At 60.9% G+C, this 19,888-nt stretch carries 15 protein-coding genes, 1 tRNA gene and 1 pseudogene; 9 read left to right on the top strand and 8 right to left on the bottom strand.

The genetic code is table 11. From position 1 onward, the window contains the following. Positions 1 to 15: 15 nt before the first annotated feature. Positions 16 to 471, top strand: coding sequence for a lipocalin family protein (locus QZL63_RS00660; RefSeq protein ID WP_022307425.1), 456 nt, complete (start codon positions 16 to 18; stop codon positions 469 to 471). A 619-nt stretch (positions 472 to 1,090) separates the two neighbouring features. On the opposite strand, the pseudogene QZL63_RS00650 reads toward QZL63_RS00660, so the two are convergent. Further along, positions 1,091 to 2,188: pseudogene (locus QZL63_RS00650) on the bottom strand (aminopeptidase C); the annotation flags it as partial. A 144-nt stretch (positions 2,189 to 2,332) separates the two neighbouring features. Between QZL63_RS00650 and QZL63_RS00645 the strand changes: the two are divergent. Then, a tRNA-Ser gene (locus QZL63_RS00645) sits at positions 2,333 to 2,423 on the top strand. A 350-nt stretch (positions 2,424 to 2,773) separates the two neighbouring features. Here QZL63_RS00645 and QZL63_RS00640 read toward each other — a convergent pair. Both QZL63_RS00640 and QZL63_RS00635 read right to left on the bottom strand, forming a co-directional pair. Further along, positions 2,774 to 3,352 carry a hypothetical protein gene (locus tag QZL63_RS00640; RefSeq protein ID WP_022307422.1) on the bottom strand — a complete coding sequence of 193 codons (579 nt, stop codon included), beginning with the start codon at positions 3,350 to 3,352 and terminating at the stop codon, positions 2,774 to 2,776. A gap of 24 nt (positions 3,353 to 3,376) precedes the next feature. Further along, complete coding sequence (locus tag QZL63_RS00635; RefSeq protein WP_022307421.1) at positions 3,377 to 3,850, bottom strand: RNA polymerase sigma factor; 474 nt, start codon at positions 3,848 to 3,850, stop codon at positions 3,377 to 3,379. Positions 3,851 to 4,271: 421 nt separating this feature from the next. On the opposite strand from QZL63_RS00635, the gene QZL63_RS00630 reads away from it, so the two are divergent. From QZL63_RS00630 to QZL63_RS00605, 6 genes are all read left to right on the top strand, one after another. Then, a complete protein-coding gene (locus QZL63_RS00630; RefSeq protein ID WP_022307420.1) occupies positions 4,272 to 5,588 on the top strand; it encodes a TolC family protein in 1,317 nt (438 codons plus the stop codon). A gap of 15 nt (positions 5,589 to 5,603) precedes the next feature. Continuing rightward, positions 5,604 to 6,794 carry an efflux RND transporter periplasmic adaptor subunit gene (locus QZL63_RS00625; RefSeq protein ID WP_022307419.1) on the top strand — a complete coding sequence of 397 codons (1,191 nt, stop codon included), beginning with the start codon at positions 5,604 to 5,606 and terminating at the stop codon, positions 6,792 to 6,794. 74 nt (positions 6,795 to 6,868) lie between these two features. Continuing rightward, positions 6,869 to 7,612 carry an ABC transporter ATP-binding protein gene (locus tag QZL63_RS00620; protein ID WP_022307418.1) on the top strand — a complete coding sequence of 248 codons (744 nt, stop codon included), beginning with the start codon at positions 6,869 to 6,871 and terminating at the stop codon, positions 7,610 to 7,612. 3 nt (positions 7,613 to 7,615) lie between these two features. Beyond that, a complete protein-coding gene (locus tag QZL63_RS00615; RefSeq protein WP_022307417.1) occupies positions 7,616 to 8,836 on the top strand; it encodes an ABC transporter permease in 1,221 nt (406 codons plus the stop codon). A gap of 29 nt (positions 8,837 to 8,865) precedes the next feature. After that, complete coding sequence (locus tag QZL63_RS00610) at positions 8,866 to 9,921, top strand: sensor histidine kinase (protein ID WP_022307416.1); 1,056 nt, start codon at positions 8,866 to 8,868, stop codon at positions 9,919 to 9,921. After that, positions 9,918 to 10,667, top strand: coding sequence for a LytR/AlgR family response regulator transcription factor (locus tag QZL63_RS00605; protein WP_022307415.1), 750 nt, complete (start codon positions 9,918 to 9,920; stop codon positions 10,665 to 10,667). The genes QZL63_RS00610 and QZL63_RS00605 overlap by 4 nt, the downstream gene beginning before the upstream one ends. A 7-nt stretch (positions 10,668 to 10,674) precedes the next feature. On the opposite strand, the gene QZL63_RS00600 is transcribed toward QZL63_RS00605, so the two are convergent. The 4 genes from QZL63_RS00600 to QZL63_RS00585 are packed head-to-tail and all read right to left on the bottom strand — an operon-like array spanning position 10,675 to position 16,065. Then, positions 10,675 to 11,073 carry a TolC family protein gene (locus QZL63_RS00600; protein WP_022307414.1) on the bottom strand — a complete coding sequence of 133 codons (399 nt, stop codon included), beginning with the start codon at positions 11,071 to 11,073 and terminating at the stop codon, positions 10,675 to 10,677. Beyond that, positions 11,073 to 12,005, bottom strand: coding sequence for a TolC family protein (locus tag QZL63_RS00595; RefSeq protein WP_022307413.1), 933 nt, complete (start codon positions 12,003 to 12,005; stop codon positions 11,073 to 11,075). The genes QZL63_RS00600 and QZL63_RS00595 overlap by 1 nt, the downstream gene beginning before the upstream one ends. Continuing rightward, entirely contained in the window at positions 12,005 to 15,055 is a 3,051-nt protein-coding gene (locus QZL63_RS00590) for an efflux RND transporter permease subunit (RefSeq protein WP_022307412.1), read from the bottom strand. The genes QZL63_RS00595 and QZL63_RS00590 overlap by 1 nt, the downstream gene beginning before the upstream one ends. Continuing rightward, a complete protein-coding gene (locus QZL63_RS00585) occupies positions 15,052 to 16,065 on the bottom strand; it encodes an efflux RND transporter periplasmic adaptor subunit (protein WP_022307411.1) in 1,014 nt (337 codons plus the stop codon). The genes QZL63_RS00590 and QZL63_RS00585 overlap by 4 nt, the downstream gene beginning before the upstream one ends. 153 nt (positions 16,066 to 16,218) lie before the next feature. On the opposite strand from QZL63_RS00585, the gene QZL63_RS00580 reads away from it, so the two are divergent. After that, positions 16,219 to 17,142 (top strand): helix-turn-helix domain-containing protein, encoded by a 924-nt coding sequence (locus tag QZL63_RS00580; protein ID WP_022307410.1) that lies wholly within the window; start codon positions 16,219 to 16,221, stop codon positions 17,140 to 17,142. Positions 17,143 to 17,187: 45 nt separating this feature from the next. Here QZL63_RS00580 and QZL63_RS00575 read toward each other — a convergent pair whose 3' ends face one another. Further along, positions 17,188 to 19,518 (bottom strand): TonB-dependent receptor, encoded by a 2,331-nt coding sequence (locus QZL63_RS00575; protein ID WP_290585251.1) that lies wholly within the window; start codon positions 19,516 to 19,518, stop codon positions 17,188 to 17,190. Between the last annotated feature and the right edge of the window lie 370 nt (positions 19,519 to 19,888).

Below are 19,888 nucleotides of genomic sequence, written 5' to 3'. Positions count from 1 at the left end.
GCGCATAAACGATCAATGAAAAAGTATATTTATCACCTGCTCGCAGCCACGCTGCTCGTATTCTTTGTCGGATGCTCGGAAGACGACGGTCCGACGGTCGCCCCGAGCGTTGTGGGCGAATGGCACCTGACCACCTGGAACGGAGAGACGCCGACCGATTTCGATATCTACATGGAGCTGAAATCGGACGGAACGTTCAACCTCTTCCAGAAGTACCAGACGTCGGCATTCGTCTGCTTCACCGGTAACTACAGCGCAACGGAGAACCTGCTCACGGGCCGTTACAACGACGGTGTAAACTGGGGGTCGAACTACACCTACGAGGTGAACGGCGACAAACTGACGACCACCAGCGAAACCTCGACCGCCGAGGTGAGCGTCTACACGAAGACCACCATTCCGGACGAGGTTCGGAATGCTCCGGTAGTCCGGTCCGAGGCAACTCCGGCCGACTTCGGACGCTTCCTCTAATCGCGGAGGAGCGGAACAACGAAGAGGGCAGACCCGACGACGGTCTGCCCTCTTTCCGTCTTGGGCGGAGACGACAGGCCGCACAGCACGCCGCCGCATGGAGTTCCAGACATACGGCATCCCCCGGTCGGTCCTGAACGGTCCGACCAACAACCTCTGACCGGGCAACTGGCAATAAGTCAATATCGCGTCGTTCTGGAGGAGATACGGATCGCAAAACGGCAGCGAATCCACCCCACCCTGCCCGACCGGCATCCAAACAAAAGCGGACCGGCACTTCCTGCCGGCCCGCTTCGGATGTCAAAATCGGAATCAGAACATGTAATCCCAGGCCGGAAGCTGTTCCGGACGGCTGTCGGCTGCCTTCCGGGAACGCTCGTCCAAATAGCGGCGGTTGATCACGATCCGGAACATGTACTCGTCGAACCACGCATCGGTGAAGGTCATGTATCCCTTGTGGCCAGCATCGGGGCCCCAACTGTTCTCGAACTGCCACTTGAGCGGTACGTCGTTCTCGTCGGTATCTACGGCGATGAGGGCCATGGCATGTGCCGAACCGGGCGCTGAGGGCCATGGCACGTGCCGAACCGCTCTGCCGCGTCAGAATCCGGGCCTTCTTGTCCATGTCGAGGCGTACGCCGAAGAGCGAAGCGTAGTCGAACATCCCGGGATCGCAGACCCCCGAAGCCGAATCATACTGCTTGACGTCGCACGAAGCATACATCGCCTCACCGGCCTTGATCGAGGCGATGGCCGCCCGTTTGATCACGTCGTTCGGCAGGTTGAGATAGACCCAGTTGATACCCTCGACCGTATTGCGGTAGTTGCTGATCTCGTAGACCTTGTAGTACTCGCGCGTCGGGTCGTTCATGATCATCACATAGGAGCGGGGATCGTAATCGTCCGGGATGCAGCTGCGGTAGAACTCGAGCGGCGTGGTACGCAGCGTACGGACCTCGCCCGAGGTGGTCTCATAACGCCACTCGAACTCCGTCGGCGGTTCGCCGAGGCAGAGCGCCAGCACGCGGTAGACCTCCTTCAGAATCCCGCGCTTGGCCTCGGCCAGCCGGTCGGCTCCGACTCCCCGGGCCGCCAAATCACGCAGCTCGCAGCCGCCGCGGCGCAACAGTTCCTTGAGCACCGTGCGCATCTGCGACGTGTTGTTCGAATGGGCCGTCTCGGGCATGACCTCGCGGGGAACCACGCCGTACTTCCCGGCCACGTTGTAGAAGAGGTTCCACACACCGCCGTCATCCACAGGCGACTTGAAGAAGAACTCCACGTCGCGGTCGGTCATCGGCCGGTCGGCCGTCGCAAGGACATTCTCCAGAAAAAGGTTGCTCTTCTCGAAGAGGTCCCAGAAATAGCAGAAGTTGTGCGAGAAGTCGAAATCGGCCACACCGAGACGTTCGATCACCGCGGGTCGCAGCACATTCATCGAGGTGAACATCCAGCAACGCCCCGACTGTTTCTGGTCGGTGATGCCCTTCACCGCTACGCGGTATTTGAAATAGTGGTCCGTACGGCCCTGCAGTGCGCGGTTCAGGGCCAGCTTCTTGAGGTTCGCCTCGTTGGTGAGGATGTTCTGCAGCGCGATGGTCTGCGGGTCCCTGACAAACGAACGGCGGATCTCGTTCAGGTCGTTTTCCGTCAGCTCCTGGGCCGACACGGCGAGTGCTGCCGAAGCGAGCACCGCCGAAAGCAGGATTTTCTTCATGGCTTGCGTCCGGTTATTCGGGTTATTGTCCAAAGATACGAAACTTGGGGGATTTACACACGCCGCAGGGACAAAAAAGCGCACTTTTCACCAACGACATGCGGCAACTTAAGAAAATAATTATTACTTTTGTCTCCGCAATCGGGAGAGATGCAGGAGTGGTTGAACTGGCCCGCCTGGAAAGCGAGTAAACCCCAAAAGGGTTTCAGGGGTTCGAATCCCCTTCTCTCCGCCAGATGGTAAGGATGTTACGATGAGTAACATCCTTATTTTGTTTTGGTCACACGTCTAACCGTATAGCTGTTTGTCCATTCATCACCCCTCTTTCCTGGTCTATATTGATAGACGACAGTACAGTCCGACCGAAAGCATTGCTAGGATGATGGAATAAACCAAGTCGATGGTAGCGGAAACAAACTACCGACAAAGACAGCATGCTGCAGAACCTCACAGATAAGACTCTGCAGTATGCTGTTTTTTTGCAAAAGATCTTTTTCAAGGGCTACATACCACACGGCTGCCGGTAAACTACAGTTTCTCTGGGAAAGAGTTTATTTTGTTCCACCCGGTTCTGCACGATGTGCGCTACTCTTCGAACTCGTTGAGCAGATCATCGCAGGCTTTAGCGTGGCGACGATATTGCCACAATGTAATAATGACCGCAATGAGTGTGTATGCAATACCGATTGCGATGATTAGGTTGCGGTTGGCCGAGTTATCGATGCGGGCGAGAAGCTCGATGAAGATATATGAGATCATCGCAATGCAGGGAATGATACTGACGGCCAAGGCACGGCGGTAAAAGCGACGATAGGAGGTTATAGCATAAGTGACTGTACGCGTATCGCCATCAAGCAGATGGTCCATGCCCAATTTGCGGTTGATCCAGATTGTGGCAACGAGATCGATCAACGTCCACAGTGATACCAACACACCGAACAGTAGCGGCCAGTGGGTAGTGATACAGATAATCCAAATTATGGGCAAGGTCAATACATCGAGTATCATGCGATTCCGAATCCCCTTGCTCACGGCTTGCGCCGGACGAAGACGTGCTGCTTTGAAAAAACGTTCGTTCAAACGCTCCTGTTGCTTCATCTGTGCTTTGAGTGCGTTGTAATCGGCTCTCAGTGCTTCAAGTTCTTGTCCTGGGTTGCGTTCCATATTCATACTTTTTCTTTTTAGGCGTTAGTCTTTTTTGAGTCGCTCCTTGATGCGCACCAACTTGAAGGAGACATTCTTGACCGAGATACCTAGGATTGCGCCTATCTCCTCATAGCTCAGGCCTTCGAGCCACAACAAGATGACGCTTCGATCGACAAGTCCCAACTTATTGATTCGCTGATAGAGCTGTTTGATCTGCATTCGTTTTTCGAGGTCGCTGTCAGAGGATTCCGGCTTCCTCGTTTCCGTATGTTTTGTCTTCTCGCGTTTACGCTTGTTGCTGAAGTTGATACAGTAGTTCAGCGCCACGCGGTAGATCCATGTTTTGATATCGCTACGACCCTCAAACCCGTCGTATCCCTGCCATAGCCGCAGAAGAATCTCCTGATGCAGATCGTCCACATCATCGGCATCACGGGAAAACATATAGCAGACAGCGTATATGGTCTGTTCATGCTCCTTGACCAGTTTGGAGAATCGTTGTTCTTTTGTGTTCATCTTCACTTCGTTTACCTATTAGACAGACAACAGCCCGAAAAACTATACGACAAATGCGATTTTTTTGAAAAAAAGTCTATTGCCGTCCGAGATCAAGGCCGAGGTCGCATTTATAAAAATACGGAAAATATGATAAATCCATAGCGTTTCTTGACAGCCAGAATCAGTGTGGCCAAGCCAGCCGTAACCTCTCTCCACAACAGAAACGAGGATGCGGACCGGCTGTTGGCCGACCCGCATTTTTTCATCCTGACTCCCTCCGGGCACTGCAACTGCTGCGGGCCGCAACGGCAGAGAACCGGCAGTCCGCCCGAAATCCGATCCGGAAAATCACCCCGTTCGTCGATACAATCGCCCCGCTGGTCTATTTCAATTGGACGTGCACGCGGGAGTGGGTAGCTTTGCGTCAAAACCGAACGAAATGAAACGCAAACTGCTCATCGGATTCATCGCCCTGCTGGGCTGGCAGATGGCCGCAGCGCAGGATACCACGAAGGTCTGGACACTCCGCGAATGCCTCGACCATGCATTGGAAAACAACATCGAGCTGCGACAGAGCCGCAACGAGATGCTCTCGGGAGTCGAAGACACGAAGGAGGCCCGTGCGGCACTCTTCCCCTCGCTGACCGCATCGACCTCACAGGGATACACGAACTACCCTTCGTCCCAGGCCACCGACCGCAACAGCTACACGGGCACCTACGGCATCGAGGCCGGCATGACACTCTACAACGGCGGAAAACTCCGCACGGCGGTCAAGCGGCAGGAGGTGCAGAACCGCATCGACGAACTCTCGGTCGAGGAGACCGCCAACGACATCCGCATCGCGATCGTCGAAGCCTACATGCAGTGCCTCTATGCCATGGAGTCGGTCACGGTGAACCGCAGTACGGCCGAAGCATCGAAGGCCCAGCGCGACCGCGCCGAGCAGATGTGGCATGCCGGGTCGATCAGCAAGGTCGATTTCGCCCAGTTCGAGAGCCAGTATGCAAGCGACCGCTACCAGGTCGTCGTTGCCCTCACGTCGCTCGACAACTACAAGCTCCGGCTCAAGCAGTTGCTCGAGCTCGACATCACGGACCGGATCGAGCTGGTGGCCCCTACGGTCGGGGAGCAGGAGTTCCTCGCACAGCTTCCGGAGAAGACCGAGATCTACGAGACGGCACTCGGGGCCATGCCGGAGATCGCACGCGGCGAACTTTCGGTCGAGGCGGCCGAGCTGGAGATCCGCGAGGCGAAGTCGGGATTCCTGCCGTCGCTCTCGCTCACGGCCGGGATCGGAACCGGCCACATGTCGGGAGGCAGCTACGAAAGCGGCTCGCAGATCTGGAACCGCTTCAACGAGAACGTGGGGCTGACGCTGAGCATCCCGATCTTCTCGAACCGCAAGAACCGCACGGCGGTGAACAAGGCCCGGCTGGCCGCCGAGAACAGCCGCCTCACGTGGCTCGATCTGAAGAAGACGCTGCTCGAGGAGGTCGAGGGGGCCTATCTCGATGCCGTATCGGCACAGTCGCAGTATGTCGCCGCTGCCGAGAAGGAGCGCTACGCACAACAGAGTTACGAACTCACGAGCGAGCAGTTCGCTGTGGGCATGAAAAACACCGTCGAGGTGCTCACGGCCCAGAACGAACTGACGGCGGCCCGTCAGGAGGTGCTGCAGGCCAAATACATGGCCCTGCTGAACATCGAACTGCTGAACATCTATCAGGGTCGCGACACGGAAGCCAATTATTAAAAAACGCAATAGACGATGAAACGGAAAAAGGTGCTTATCACGGCGGTGGCCGCCGTGGTGGTGGTCGGCGGGGCGTGGCTGCTGCTGCGCACGCCGAAGCAGGACGGGATCACGCTCGAGACGGCCGCGACGAGCCGCATCACGATCCGGAATTCGGTCATGGCCACCGGTACGGTGGAGCCGGTCACGGAGGTGGATGTCGGTACGCAGGTGTCGGGCATCATCGACAAGCTCTACGTGGACTACAACGACGTGGTGCACGCCGGACAGCTGATCGCCGAGATGGACAAGGTGACGCTCCAGGCCGAACTGGAGCAGTCGGAGGCCGAACTGGCCAGCTGCAAGACCGAATATGAATACCAGACCAAGAACTACGCGCGAACCCGGACCCTCCATGAAAAGGAGTTGGTCAGCGACGCCGAATACGACGAAGCCTTCTACCTGTACGAAAAGTCGCGCAACGCCTATGAACAGGCCCAGGCAGCCATCGTCAAGGTGAAACGGAATCTGGACTATGCGACCATCACCTCGCCCATCGACGGCGTGGTCATCAGCCGGGCCGTGGAGGAGGGCCAGACCGTGGCGGCCAGCTTCGAAACCCCTACGCTCTTCACCATCGCGCAGGACCTGACGCAGATGCAAGTCGTGGCCGATGTGGACGAGGCCGACATCGGCGAAGTCCGGGACGGGCAGCGCGTGGAGTTCACGGTCGATGCCTACCCCGACGACACGTTCGAGGGCACCGTACAGCAGGTACGCCTCGAGGCGACGACCGAATCGAGCGTCGTGACCTACGAAGTGGTGATCTCGGCCTACAACCCCGACCTGAAGCTCAAACCGGGGCTGACGGCCAATGTCACGATCTACACGCTCGAGAAGGAGAACGCACTGGCCGTGCCGACCAAGGCACTCCGCTTCGTCCCCGATGCCGGGCTGCTGGCCGAACTGGGTGTGACCGTAGCCGCCGAAGGCGGTTCGGAACCGGGCAAGCGCGAGCTCTGGGTGAAGAACGGCGACACGCTGACTCCGCGTTACGTCACAACGGGTGCGGCGAGCGGCGAACTGACCGAGATCATCGACGGACTTGCGGACGGCGAGCAGGTCGTCGCTGAGCTGACGGCGGCAACGGCCGCCCCCGCAGCGGCAACGGCCGAACGCAGCCCCTTCATGCCCTCGCCCCCGGGAGGCGACAAGAAAAAGAAATAGCCGCAGCAAAGGCCCCGGACCGACAGTCCGGAGGGGACTGCGGGAACAGCCACACACTAAAAAACAAAGGAATCATGAACAAAGAGGTCATCAGGCTGGATGAGATCCGGCGGGATTTTCGGGTCGGCGACGAGACGGTACACGCCCTGCGCGGCGTTTCGTTCACGATCCGCGAAGGAGAGTTCGTCACCATCATGGGAACCTCCGGATCGGGGAAATCAACCCTGCTGAACACGCTCGGCTGCCTCGATACACCGACCTCGGGCGAATACTACCTCGACGGCGTGGCCGTCCGCACGATGGACAAGAACCAGCGGGCGACGCTGCGCAACCGCAAGATCGGATTCGTCTTTCAGAACTACAACCTGTTGCCCAAGACCACGGCGATCGAGAATGTCGAACTGCCGCTCATGTACAACTCTTCCTGCACGGCGTCGGAACGTTACCGCCGGGCCGTGGAGGCACTTCGCGCCGTCGGTCTGGGCGACAGGTTACTTCACAAGAGCAACCAGATGTCGGGAGGACAGATGCAGCGCGTGGCCATTGCCCGCGCCCTGGTGAACGACCCGGCGGTGATCCTGGCCGACGAGGCGACGGGAAACCTCGATACCCGCACGAGTTTCGAGGTGCTGGTGCTCTTCCAACAACTCCACGCCGCGGGGCGCACGATCATCTTCGTGACCCACAATCCGGAGATCGCACGCTACAGCAGCCGCAACATCACGCTCCGCGACGGGCGCATCACGGACGACGTCCGTAACGACCACATTCTGAGCGCAGCCGAGGCACTTGCCCGGCTGCCCAAAACCGACGATTGATCCATGAACTTCGCGAATCTTTTCAAAATTGCCGTCAAGGCACTGAGCAACAACAAGCTGCGCGGATTCCTGACGATGCTCGGCATCATCATCGGCGTGGCGTCGGTCATCACGATGCTCGCCATCGGACAGGGTTCGAAACGGAGCATCCAGGCCGAAATCAGCGAGATGGGATCGAACATGATCATGATCCGCCCGGGCGGTGACATGCAGGGCGGCGTCCGCCTCGACGCCGACGACATGGAGTCGCTCAAGCTGCAGGATCTGGAGGACATCAGCAACGAAACGCGCTACGTGAACCACGTTTCGCCGATGGTGAACAGTTCGGGACAAGCCATCTACGGGGCCAACAACACCCCGACGACGATCTATGGCGTGAACACCGACTATCTGGAGATCCGGCGCTACAAGGTGGCCGAAGGAGACACCTTCTCCGAACAGGACATACGCACCGCCGCGAAGGTCTGTCTCATCGGCCAAACGGTTGCCGACGAGCTCTTCACCGACGGGAACTCTCCCGTCGGGAAGGTGATCCGCTTCGGCACGATTCCCTTCCGCATCGTGGGGCTGCTCGAAAGCAAGGGCTACAACAGCATGGGCATGGACCAGGACGACCTGATCATCGCCCCCTACACCACGGTGCAGAAGCGGATCCTGGCCATCACCCACCTGCAGGAGATCGTCTGTTCGGCGCTGACCGAAGGCTATACCAACCGGGCGATCGACGAGATCACGGAGATCCTGCGCACGAACCACCGCCTGAAGGAGAGCGACGAGGACGACTTCTCGATCCGCTCGCAGCAGGAGCTCTCGTCGATGATGACCTCGACGACCGACATGATGACGGTGCTGCTGGCCGCCGTGGCGGGCATCTCGCTGCTCGTGGGCGGCATCGGCATCATGAACATCATGTACGTGTCGGTCACCGAGCGCACCCGCGAGATCGGACTGCGCATGTCGATCGGCGCCAAGGGGCGCGACATTCTGGCACAGTTCCTCATCGAGTCGATCCTCATCAGCGTAACGGGCGGACTGATCGGCGTGCTGCTGGGTATCGGCGCGGCCCTCGTCGTCAATCACGTCGCCGCCTTCCCGATCTACATCCAGCCGTGGAGCGTCTTCCTCTCGTTCGCGGTCTGCACCCTCACGGGTGTCTTCTTCGGATGGTATCCCGCACAGAAGGCCGCCATGCTCGATCCGATCGAGGCGATCCGTTATGAATAGTCGCAACAATTCCGTAACTTTGCGGTAAGATGAACATCCTGCAATCGAAATATACGGGGTATCTGGTCCACATCACGGCATGGGCCGTGATCCTGGGCATCCCGCTCTTCGTCACGGCACCCAACCGCCCGCTGATGCAGGGCCCGGAGTACGTGCGCTTCCTGCTGGTGACCCTCTCGTTCATGGTGGTCTTCTACACGAACTATTTCCGGCTCATCGAACGGCATCTCTTCACGCGCCATCCGGGCCGGTTCCTGGGCTGCAACCTCTTGCTGGTCGCCGCCGTGATCGCCCTGCTGCACCTGTTCTTCCGTTACATCCTGCCCCCGCCCGACCTGATCGGTATGCACAGGCCGGAACTCCCGTGGCAGCATGCCGTACGCTTCTTCGCCGGAAACGCCATCCTCTACCTGCTTGTCGTAGCCGTAAGCGTGGCCATCCGGATGACGGGAAGCTGGTACAAAGCCGAAACGGCCAGGCAGCGACTTGAACACAGCCATACCGAGGCCGAACTGCAGAATCTCAAGAGCCAGTTGAACCCGCATTTTCTGTTCAATACGCTCAACAACATCTACTCACTCATACAGATCGACACCTCGCGAGCCCAGCAGGCGGTCCACGACCTGAGCCGGATGCTTCGTTACGTGCTCTACGACAGCAGCCACCCGGCCGTGCCCCTGAGCGCCGAGATCGACTTCCTGCGCGACTACATCGAACTGATGCGCATCCGCCTGCCGCGCCACGTCCGGCTCTTTGTCTCGCTGCCCGACGAGCCGTCGCAGACACCCGTGGCGCCGCTGCTGTTCATCTCGCTCGTGGAAAACGCCTTTAAACACGGCGTGAGCAACGAAAAGCCGTCGTACATCACCATCGACATCCACGAGATCGGCGACCAGCTGATCTGCAAGATCAAGAACAGCTACTTCCCGAAGGCCGAATCGGACCGCAGCGGCTCGGGAATCGGACTTCAGAACCTGGCCAAACGGCTCCGGATGATCTATCCGGAACGCCATACCTTCGAATACGGACTCTCGGGCGAGGCCGACTATCAGGCCCTGCTGTGCATCAAACTTAAGGAAAAATGAACAGAAAGTTGCGCTGTGCCGTCATCGACGACGAACCGCTGGCCGTGGAACTGATGGAGTCCTACGTCCGGCGGACGCCGTTTCTGCAGCTCGAAGGCTCGTTCGGAAGCGGGACGGCAGCCTTCGAAGCGCTGCACGAACATCCGGTGGAGCTGCTCTACTGCGACATCCAGATGCCCGAACTGAACGGCATGGACCTCACGCGGATGCTGCCGCCGGCTACCCGCGTGATCTTCACGACGGCCTTCGACCGCTATGCCGTCGAGGGGTTCCGGGTCAATGCCCTGGACTACCTGCTCAAGCCGATCAGCTACGCCGATTTCCTGGCCGCCTCCCAAAAGGCTCTCGCATGGTTCGAGATGCAGGATCGGGCCCAGGCGGCCGCAACGGCACTGCAGCCGGCACCCGCAGCCGCGCCGAGGAGCATCTTCGTCCGGACCGAGTACCGCCTGCGGCAGATCGACTTCGACCGGATCCTCTACATCGAGGGGCTCAAGGATTACGTGAAGATCCACACCGACGAGGAGCCGCACCCCGTCCTTTCGCTCACCAGCCTCAAGACACTCGAGGAGCAACTCCCCGCCGACCGCTTCATCCGCGTCCACCGCTCGTACATCGTCCAGCCGTCGAAGATCCGCACGATCGAACGCAACCGCATCATCTTCGGCAAGGAGTACATCCCGATTTCGGAGGGATACCGCCAGGCCTTCTTCGATTTCCTGACCGCCCATTCGCTGCTCCAGTAGCGACGGGTCAGCGCCCCGTGACCCGCATGTAGCGGGCCAGCGAGGTGCGGTAGGCGGCGCAGGCCGACGTCATCTCGTCGCGGCTGCGCGCATAGAGCGTCTCGGCATCGAGCAACTCGGTCAGCGAGGAGGTCCCCGCCGCATAGAAATCCCGGTTCTGCCGCAGGTTCTCGGTGGATGAGGCCACCGAGCGTCGGGCCAGCGCAATCTGAGCATAGGCCTCCTGCACCTCGCACCAGGCACGTTCGATCTCCACGGCCAGCATCTCGCGGGCCTGCAGGCGGTCGTTCTCGGCCCGCTGCTCCTCGAGGCGCGCCCGCTTCAGGGCATGGGCGCCGCCCCACCAGTCGGAGATGGGAACCGACACCTGGGCGAAGACCATCCCGTCGTCCACATCCTTGTCCATCAGATTGTAGTAGAGATACCCGGCACCGATCCCGACGAGAGATCCCCGGCCCCGATCCCGACGGTCGGGAGCCGCTTGCCGCGCTCCATGCGGGTCCGGTAGCGCTGCGCCTCGACGTTCTTCTCGGCAAGCAGGTACTCGGCCCGGTTGTCGAGCGCCTCCTCCACCGGGACGTAATACGGCGCCGGATCACCCGGCTCACCGTATTCGGCGGCCTCGATGTCGAACGTCTTCCAGTCGGCCCCGACATGCTGAGCCAGAAGCATCCGCACCACCTTGAGCCCGTTTTCGGCCGTCAGCCGCTTTGAGGCCACCTCCTGTTGCCGCAATTCGACACGCAGCAGGTCGTTCGAGGTCACGATACCGGCCCGCACCGAGAGTTCCACCTGGCGGCGGATCTCCCCGAGCTGCCGATCGACGGCATCAAGCGTCGCCAGATTCTCACGGATCGAGACGATCTGCCAGAAGTAGGCGTCGGTCTGCTCGCGGACCTCGGCCTCGGTCTTGCGCAACTGAAGGCGCCCGACCTCCTCGCCCAGCCGGGCCAGCTTGTTGCCATTGACGATCTTCAATCCCGCAAACAGGGGCTGCACGGCCGTCACGCTGCCCATGACGCCGCGCTTGACAAGCGACAGCGGCATGCTGATCGCCCCCATCTGGGGCAGCGAGAGGGCGAAATCGGCCTGCACGAGTCCGTGCTGGGCCTGGAACACGCCCCCGGAGGCTGCGATCTGCGGGAAATAGGAGGTGAAGGCCTCCCGGCGGGTCTGGAGGGCCTGTTCGAGTTCGAGCCGCGACGAGGCGAGCGTGCGGTTATGCTCAATGGCCGCGGCACGGCATTCATCGAGGCTGAGGGTCTGGGCGGTCGCGGGAAGGATACCCAGCAGAGCGCCGCAGAGCCACAGGCATGCAATCTGTTTTTGCGTCTTCATCACTTGTAGATTTTGGAGTAGAGAACCGGCAGGATCGTGACCACGAGCACAAGCGACCCGATACCGCCGGCAAAAATCGTGACGCCGACCGGAGCCCAGAAGGTGCTTCCGCCGAGGATCATCGGCACGACGCCCACGGCCGTCGTGGCCGTCGTCAGGAAGATCGGGACCATGCGCCGCTTGCCTGCGTCGTAGGCGGCCAGGCGCGCCGACCAGAGGCAGTACTTGCGCTTCTCCTCGGCGTGCTGGTACATCAGGATCACGTTGCGGACGATCATACCCAGCAGGGTGATGAAGCCCAGCACGGAGGTCAGGCCGATCGTGAAGTCCGAAAGCCACAGTCCCACCATCGCACCGAACAGGCACAGGCTCATCGAGAGCATCACGACGATCGATATGCCGAACTTGCGGAAGTTGATGAGCACGAAGAAGAAGATGATGACCAGCGAGATACCGAGCCCGCTGAAGATCGGAGGCAGGGTCTCCATGTCGAATTCGTACTCGCCGCCGATCTCGGACGTCACCCCTTCGGGGAGCACCACCTCGTTGCGGAGGATGTCGTCGATGCGCGAAAGCATCTGCAGGGCATTGGTCCCGCGCTTGAGGTCGGCCGACACCGACAGGCAGCGCACGCCGTTGCGGTGGACGATCCGGCTCTCGCTCCAGGCCGGCGTGACGCGAGCGATCTGGCGCAGGGGAACACTCACCGAAGGCACGGGCGAGGCGATCTGCGTGTCCTGCACGTCATCAAGCTGCCGCTGGCCGTTGCGTTCGTCGTAGCGGAGCACCACGGGCAGGCGATAGTCGCCCTCCCAGAGGCTGCCCACCTGAACATCGCCGGCAGCGAGCGCCAGGCAGGCGGCCGTCGTCGTCCGCGTGATTCCCAGCTGCGAGGCGGCAACCGGATCAAGCTCCACCTCGACGATGACGCGCGGATCCTCATAATCGGAGTGCACCCACTGCAGTTCGGGCATCTGCCGCATGCGCGCCATCAGTTGGTCGGCGGCCGCACGCATCGAGTCGATCTCCTCGCCGTAGAAACGGAACTCGAGCGACGGGACATTCTGGTAGTCGAGCTGCTTGAACTTCACGTAGGCATCGGGGAAGCGGTCGGCCCACGAATCGGCATAGTCGTCGAGAATCGCCTCCGTATCCTCGATCGAGGTCGTATTGACGATGAACTGCGCGTAGTTCGGACCTCCCATCTGGGGAGCGTAGCTCATCTGGAACCGGGGCGAGGAGCACCCCACGAACGAGGTGACGGAGCGCACCCGGCTGTCGGCATGCAGGAGCGAATAGACCGAATCGGCCACGGCCCCGGTACGGCCGAGCGGAGCGTCGGGACGCAGGTAGATCTCCACGGCAAACTGGTCGCGGTCGGCAAAGGGCATCATCCGCAGGTCGAGTCCGGGGACAAGCAGCAGCGACACGACCACCGACAGGAGACCGAGCGAAATGGTGAGCCACCCGTGCCGGAAGGTCCAGGCCAGCACCCGGTTGTAAGCGTTCTGCACCCGGTCGGTGAGCGACCGCCGGTCGGCACGGTGTTCGGGAGCCTTGCGGATGATCAGCACCTCGAGGAACGGGATGACCAGCACGGCCAGCAGCAGCGACACCATGAGGTTGATGGTGATCGTCCACGGGAAGAAGGTGATGAAGTCGCCGATCATGCCTGTCAGCGTGAAGAGCAGCGGGAAGAAGATCATGCAGATGCAGACCGTGGCCAGCAGCAGCGAGGGAAAGAACTCGCGGGCGCTCTCGATGGCGGCATACCACCGCGAATGGCCGCGCCCGAGGTAATCGAGGTAACCGTCGATCACCACGATCGAGTTATCGACGATCATGCCGAGAACGACGATCAGCGCCGCAAGCGTCACCGTATTGAGCGGAATGCCGCAGGCATACATCAGCCCGATGGAGATGAACGTCGAGATCGGGATGGTGATCGCGGCAACCACGGCCGAGCGCCACGGAAAGAGGACCATCATGACGGCGATGATGATCGCCATGGCCACGAAGAGATCGCGCAGAAACGACGTCACGGAGTCGCCGACGACCTTCGCCTGGTCGGCAATGCGCTGCACCTGCACGTCGTCGGGGAGTACCTCGTCGGAGAAACGGGCCAGCACCTCATCGACCTCGCGGCCGTATTCGACGATGTTGAATCCCGGGCGCATCTCCATCGAGAGCATGACACAACGGTGGCCGTTGTTGCGGATGTAACTCTGCGAATCGTCGTATTCGCGCACCACGCGGGCCACGTCGCCGACACGCAGCACGTTCCCCGCCGGATCGCTCCAGATGATCTGGTCGGCGATCTCTCGCTCGCTGGCGAACGTTGGTGCGACGTGGATGGGAGTCACCGTGGAGGTGTTGTCTATCGTGCCGCCCGTGGGCGTCAGCCCCTGTGCAGCCAGGGCCGCAACCAGCGTATGCTCGCCGATTCCGTAGGCCGCGAGGCGCTCGGGATCGACATGGATCGAGATCTGCTCGGACTGCACGCCGTAGGGGCGGATGTTCGACACGGACTCGATGCGCCGGAGCCGGTCGCTCAGGTCGTCCAGGTACTCCTTGAGCTCGCGGTAGCTGCGCTCGTCGGATTCGAGCGTGATGAGCAGGGCCGAGGTGTCGCCGAAGTCGTCATTGGCCACCAGGGCCACGACCCCCGACGGGAGCTGCGCCTTGAACGAGGCCAGGCCGTGTTTGATCTTCGACCATACCTCGTCCTTGTTGCTGACGTGGTCCTCCAGTTCGACCAGGACGTAGCACATGCCGTTCATCGAGGTCGAAGTGGTCTTGGCCCGCTTGACCTCCTCGTAGGTCATCAGGAACTGCTCGAGGGGACGGGCCAGCTGCTCCTCGACCTCCTCACTCGTCGCCCCGGGATAGACCCCCACGACGACACCCTGACGGATCGTGAACTCGGGAAACTCCTGCTTGGGAATATGGATCAGTCCGAAGACTCCGAACAGGAACAGGCACCCGACGATCAGGAAGGTGATACGGAAGTTCCGCATCGCCCATGCGATGATGTTGTTCGAACTTCTCATTGCCAGACGACTTTACTGCCCGCACCGATCTTCTGCACACCTTCGGTCACGATCCGGTCGCCGTCCGCAACCCCGCTCGCGACCGTCACGCCGCTCGCAACGAAGCGACCGACCGTCACTGGCGTACGGACCACCGAATCGCCGACAACCTTCCAGACGAACCGTTGTCCGTCGCCGCTCTGCCGCACGGCACTCACCGGGAGCACGATCTCCGACGCCGCCTCCGCAGCGGTCACCGTGACCCGGCAGACCATGCCGGGGAGCAGCTCCCCGTCGGGATTGCAGACCGCAGCACGCACGTCGTAGGTATGCGCCACGGGATCGGCCTCGATCCCCTTCTCGGGGGCCCCGGCCTCGAAGGTCCGGTCGCCGAGTGCCGCCACGCTGAAACGGATCCGGCTACCGGAGCCGATGCGGGCGATCTCCTGCTCGGGAACGGCAAAGCGCACCTCCGGGTTCGCGGCATCGAGCAGCGTCAGCACGGCCGCACCGGGCAGCACGGTCTCACCGACCTCCCCGGGCCGCTTGCCGACGACCCCGTCGAACGGAGCCAACAGCCGGCAATCATCAAGATTCTTACGTGCCAGTTCGCAAGCCGACTCGGCCTGCCGCAGGCGGGTGCGGATCTCGATCCACTTGATCTCGGGAAGGCTCTGCGCGTCATGGAGCTGCTCCATGCGGGCATAGGCATCCTGCGCCTGCTCGAGTACAGCCCGGGCCGCCTCATAGGTCTGGCGGGCCGACGCGGGATCGAGTTCGGCCAGCAGATCGCCCTTGCGAACCCGGCGTCCCTCGTCCGTATGAACGGCGGCAAGGGTCCCGCCGAGCGGGAAACTCAAAGCTACGGAGCGTCGGGCCGCCACGGTCCCGACATAGACGGCGGACACCGCATCATCGGAAGGTTCCGCCACGATCGTTCCCACGCGCAGGGGTTCGACCGTCCGCAGCGGCTGCCGCGAGGAGCAGGCTGTCGCAAAAAGCAGCACTGCCAGAAAGGTCACTCTTTTCATCTTCATCGTGTTTTCGGATGCAAAATTGCCGCTTTGCGTCCGACCGGAACAGCCCTCGACGTCGGAGTGATTCGTCAAAAGGTTCGAATTTGAACCTATGGAAGAAACAGAGTGCGCAACATTGGCTATATTTGGAGCAAACAAGCAAAAAAAATGAACGAAAAGGAGATTCAAAGCTTTTCATTATCCAGATTGCTCGAATACCACGAGCTGCGCCCCGGAGACCTGTACTACGACGGTTGCCTGATCGCATCGCGCGTGGACTCACACTGCGACATCCGCAGCGATCTGTTCCGCTACCCGATCCGCATCAATGCCCTCGCCCTCGTATTCTGTTCAAAAGGTTCGATCACACTCACCTCGAACCTCACGCACCGGCAACTGAGCGAACACACGCTCTACATCCACTTTCCGGGATCGATCCTTCAGGTCGATCCGATCGAGGGTGTCGAACTCTATGCGGTCATCTGCGAGGAGGAGTTCATCCGACGGATCAACGTCGATCTGAAGCTCCTGTCTCGTCTGTTCCTGCGGCTGGAACGCCAGCCGCTGCTCCAACTCGATGACGAACAGTGGCAGGAGATCATGCGCTCGTTCGACGAAATTTCCCACGAACGCGACCTCTACCGGGACGATGCCTATTCGATCGAGATCCTGCGCTCGGCGATCCGCATGCTCATCTACAAGGTAAGCCGGATTATCGACCGCTACTCGGAATGTCCCCACACGGAGCAGGACGTCCACTCCCCGCGCAACCGGCAGGAGGAGTATTTCCAACGCTTCATGAACGTGCTGACACAGCACTACACGCAAGAACGTTCGGTAGGGTTCTACGCTTCGCAACTCAACCTGACTCCGAAGTATCTCTCGACGCTCATCCGGCAGACGACCGGGCGCACGGCCTCCGAGTGGATCGACGACTACGTGATCCTCGAGGCGAAAAACCTGCTCAAATACTCGACGATGAGCATACAGGAGATCTCCTATTCGCTGAACTTCCCCAACCAGTCGTTCTTCGGCAAATATTTCAAGACCCACACGGGGCAGACCCCTTCAGAATACCGCATGAGCCGGTAGACCGGCTCCGAAAGGGAGCGGTCCACCGGCTCTCCGGAGGGATACTCAAAGCGCGAATTTTACACCCACGAAATAGGTCCTCGGCAGCGAAGGTCCGTAGATGTAGGCCGAGTCCTTCGCCTGACCGTAATCGAGGTCGCGCTGGAAGCTGTCGAAAAGATTCTTCACGCCGGCATTCAGTTCGAGGCGCAGCTGGGCCGTAAGTCGGAACGAATAGGCCAGACGGAAGCCCATGTCCCAAAAGGCGGGAGTCAGCGTCTCGGCATCTCGCTCGATGGCCCCGGCATTGTGCTGTACGAGCATGCGGCCCGTGAAGGTACCGAACAGCGTGGCGGTCAGGTCGCGCAGCGGGTACCAGTCGGCCGTCAGGTAGCCGTAGTGGTCGGGCGAGCGAAACATGCGGCGCTGCGGCGCCACGTCGTCCGACCAGCGGAAGGGCTCGTCGTAGCGGCTGCGCTGGAAGGTGTAGCCGGCCTGCAGTTCGAAACGTCCGGGAATGCCGGCCTTGAACTCCGCACCGATGCCGGCAACGGTGGCCCCCGAGGCGTTGCGCCGCTCCTTGATGACGTTGCCCTGGCTGTCCTCGCCGACCTTCTCGAGCGTGAAGACGTCGTCGAGCATCGTGTAGAATCCCTCGATGAGCAGGTTGGTCTGCACGCGGCCGAAGGTGCGGTAGAGATCGACCGAGGCGCTCAGGCTGTGGGAGTACTCGGGCCGCAGGTCGGGCGAGAGCCGGATGAGGACCATCTTGTTGTCGAGCGCGTCGATGTGCAGATCCTCGTTATAGGCCTGCGGGGCCCGGAAGCCGCTCGAGTAGCTTAGCCGGAGCCCGACCTGCGGGATCGGACTGTAGCGCACGTTGGCGCGCGGCGAGAAGACCACGCGACGCATCAGGTTGTGCTTGTCCAGGCGTCCGCCGATCAGGAAATTGACCTTCTCGCTCTTCCACTCGTTCTGGAAGAAGAATCCCGTGGTGTGGGTCGTCTGGCGCAGGTCGCGGCCGAACCCGAGGTATTCGTCGTGCAGCGTGTTGTAGTTGTACTCGATGCCGGCCGTGAGGTCCGACGGGAGGAAGAGCAGCCGCTCGAAGGCATAGGTATACTGCGCCCCGGCCACAACCGTCATGTCGTTGGTCCCGCCGTAGGCCGTCGGGTTCTGCTCGGTCCCGAAGTAGCTGTCGCGGTCGATGTGCTGCGCCGACAGGTAGATGCCCAGGCGGTGGCGGTCGTCGGGTGCGAACCAGTCGAACTTCAGGCCGCCGCCGTCGATCTTGTGGTCCAGCTGCTCGGCGATGTCGGCCATGTGGGGCGGCTGGTTGAAGGCATTTCCGCCGCGCCGGAACTCGTGGATGTGGTGGTACTCGGCTGTCAGCCGCGTGTAGGCCGAGGTCTTGTAGTAGGCCCGGAACCCGGCGGTCTCGGAGTTGAGCTTCGGGATGTCCGAGAAACCGTCGTCGTTGCGGTCGTAGGAGTCGCGCGAGCGCACCATGCCGAAAAGATAGATACCCGTGCGGTAGTCGTCCGAGACGAACGAACCGTTGAGCGAGGTGTTGAAGTCGGCCGAGCCCCCCTCGAGGATGTTCGTGGTGTTGCCCAGCGCCACGGAGTTGCGCAGCGGCTCGCGGGTGATGATGTTCACCACGCCGCCGATGGCGCTCGACCCGAAGAGGGCCGAACCGCCGCCGCGGATCACCTCCACGCGCTCGATCATCGACGCGGGGAAGAGCTCGAGCCCGTACATGCCGGCCAGCGAACTGAAGATCGGCCGGCTGTCGAGCAGCACCTGCGAGTACTGTCCGTCGAGGCCGTTGATGCGCAGCTGGGTCGTTCCGCAGTTGCCGCAGTTGTTCTCGACACGCAGTCCGGACTGGAAGTTCATCGACTCGGCGAGGTTGCACGAGGCCGTATTCTCGAAGAGCTTCTGCGAGGCGACCGAGACAATTGTCGGCGAGAAGCGCTTGTTGGTCTCGGTACGGCTGGCCGATACAACCACCTCATCGACGGCAAGAGCCGCCTCGTGGAGTTCGAAATTGACCTCGATCGTGCGGTCGGCACGGAGCTCGACCTCCCGCTCGGCCGGGGCGTAGCCGACGGCCGAAGCGACGAGGGTGAAGCGGCCCGTGGGGAGGTTCTTCAGGAAGAAATGTCCCGTGGCGTCGGTGGCGGCGCCGATCGTGGTACCCTTCAGGGCCAGTGTGGCATAGGCGACGTGCTCGCCGGTGCGGGCATCGACGACATGGCCCGTGATGTTGGCGTCGGAATGTTTTCCCGAGGTGGTCTCGTCGGACGATTCAACGGCATGGCCGTCGTGTGCCGCAACGGGAAACATTGCGGCAAGGAGGAGCGCACAAAGCACTCCGCGAAAAAGTTTTTTCATCGGATTGGGTTCGTGTTACTGAATGACTGAAACGTCGCCCTTCCGCGGACCGGGTCGGCGGAGGGATGTGCAGTCCTTGCGGATGCAGGGTCGATTCAGCACACGGGAGGCGCCCGCAGCGAGCAGGTGCGGATGGCCGGCCGGAGACATCCGACCGGACGCATCATACGGAACACGTAGCGCACGCCAAGCAGCCGCGCCGCGAACGAGAGGGCCACGGCAGCGACCATCACCAGCAGCGAAAGATGGGCGATGAGCTGGAACTGCGGGCGTATGGTTCAGGGGTGCGGAGCCGTTGGCGGCACCGGAGAAGGGGTGCGAGTGGACGATGACGAAGCCATCGACATGGTGGGCATGCGGGAAGAGCGTG

This window comes from Alistipes sp. CAG:268, from assembly GCA_000434235.1.
Lineage (GTDB): Bacteria > Bacteroidota > Bacteroidia > Bacteroidales > Rikenellaceae > Alistipes > Alistipes avistercoris.
The sequence above is the reverse complement of the archived record's forward strand: the minus strand, read 5'-3'. Positions and strand labels throughout refer to the sequence as shown.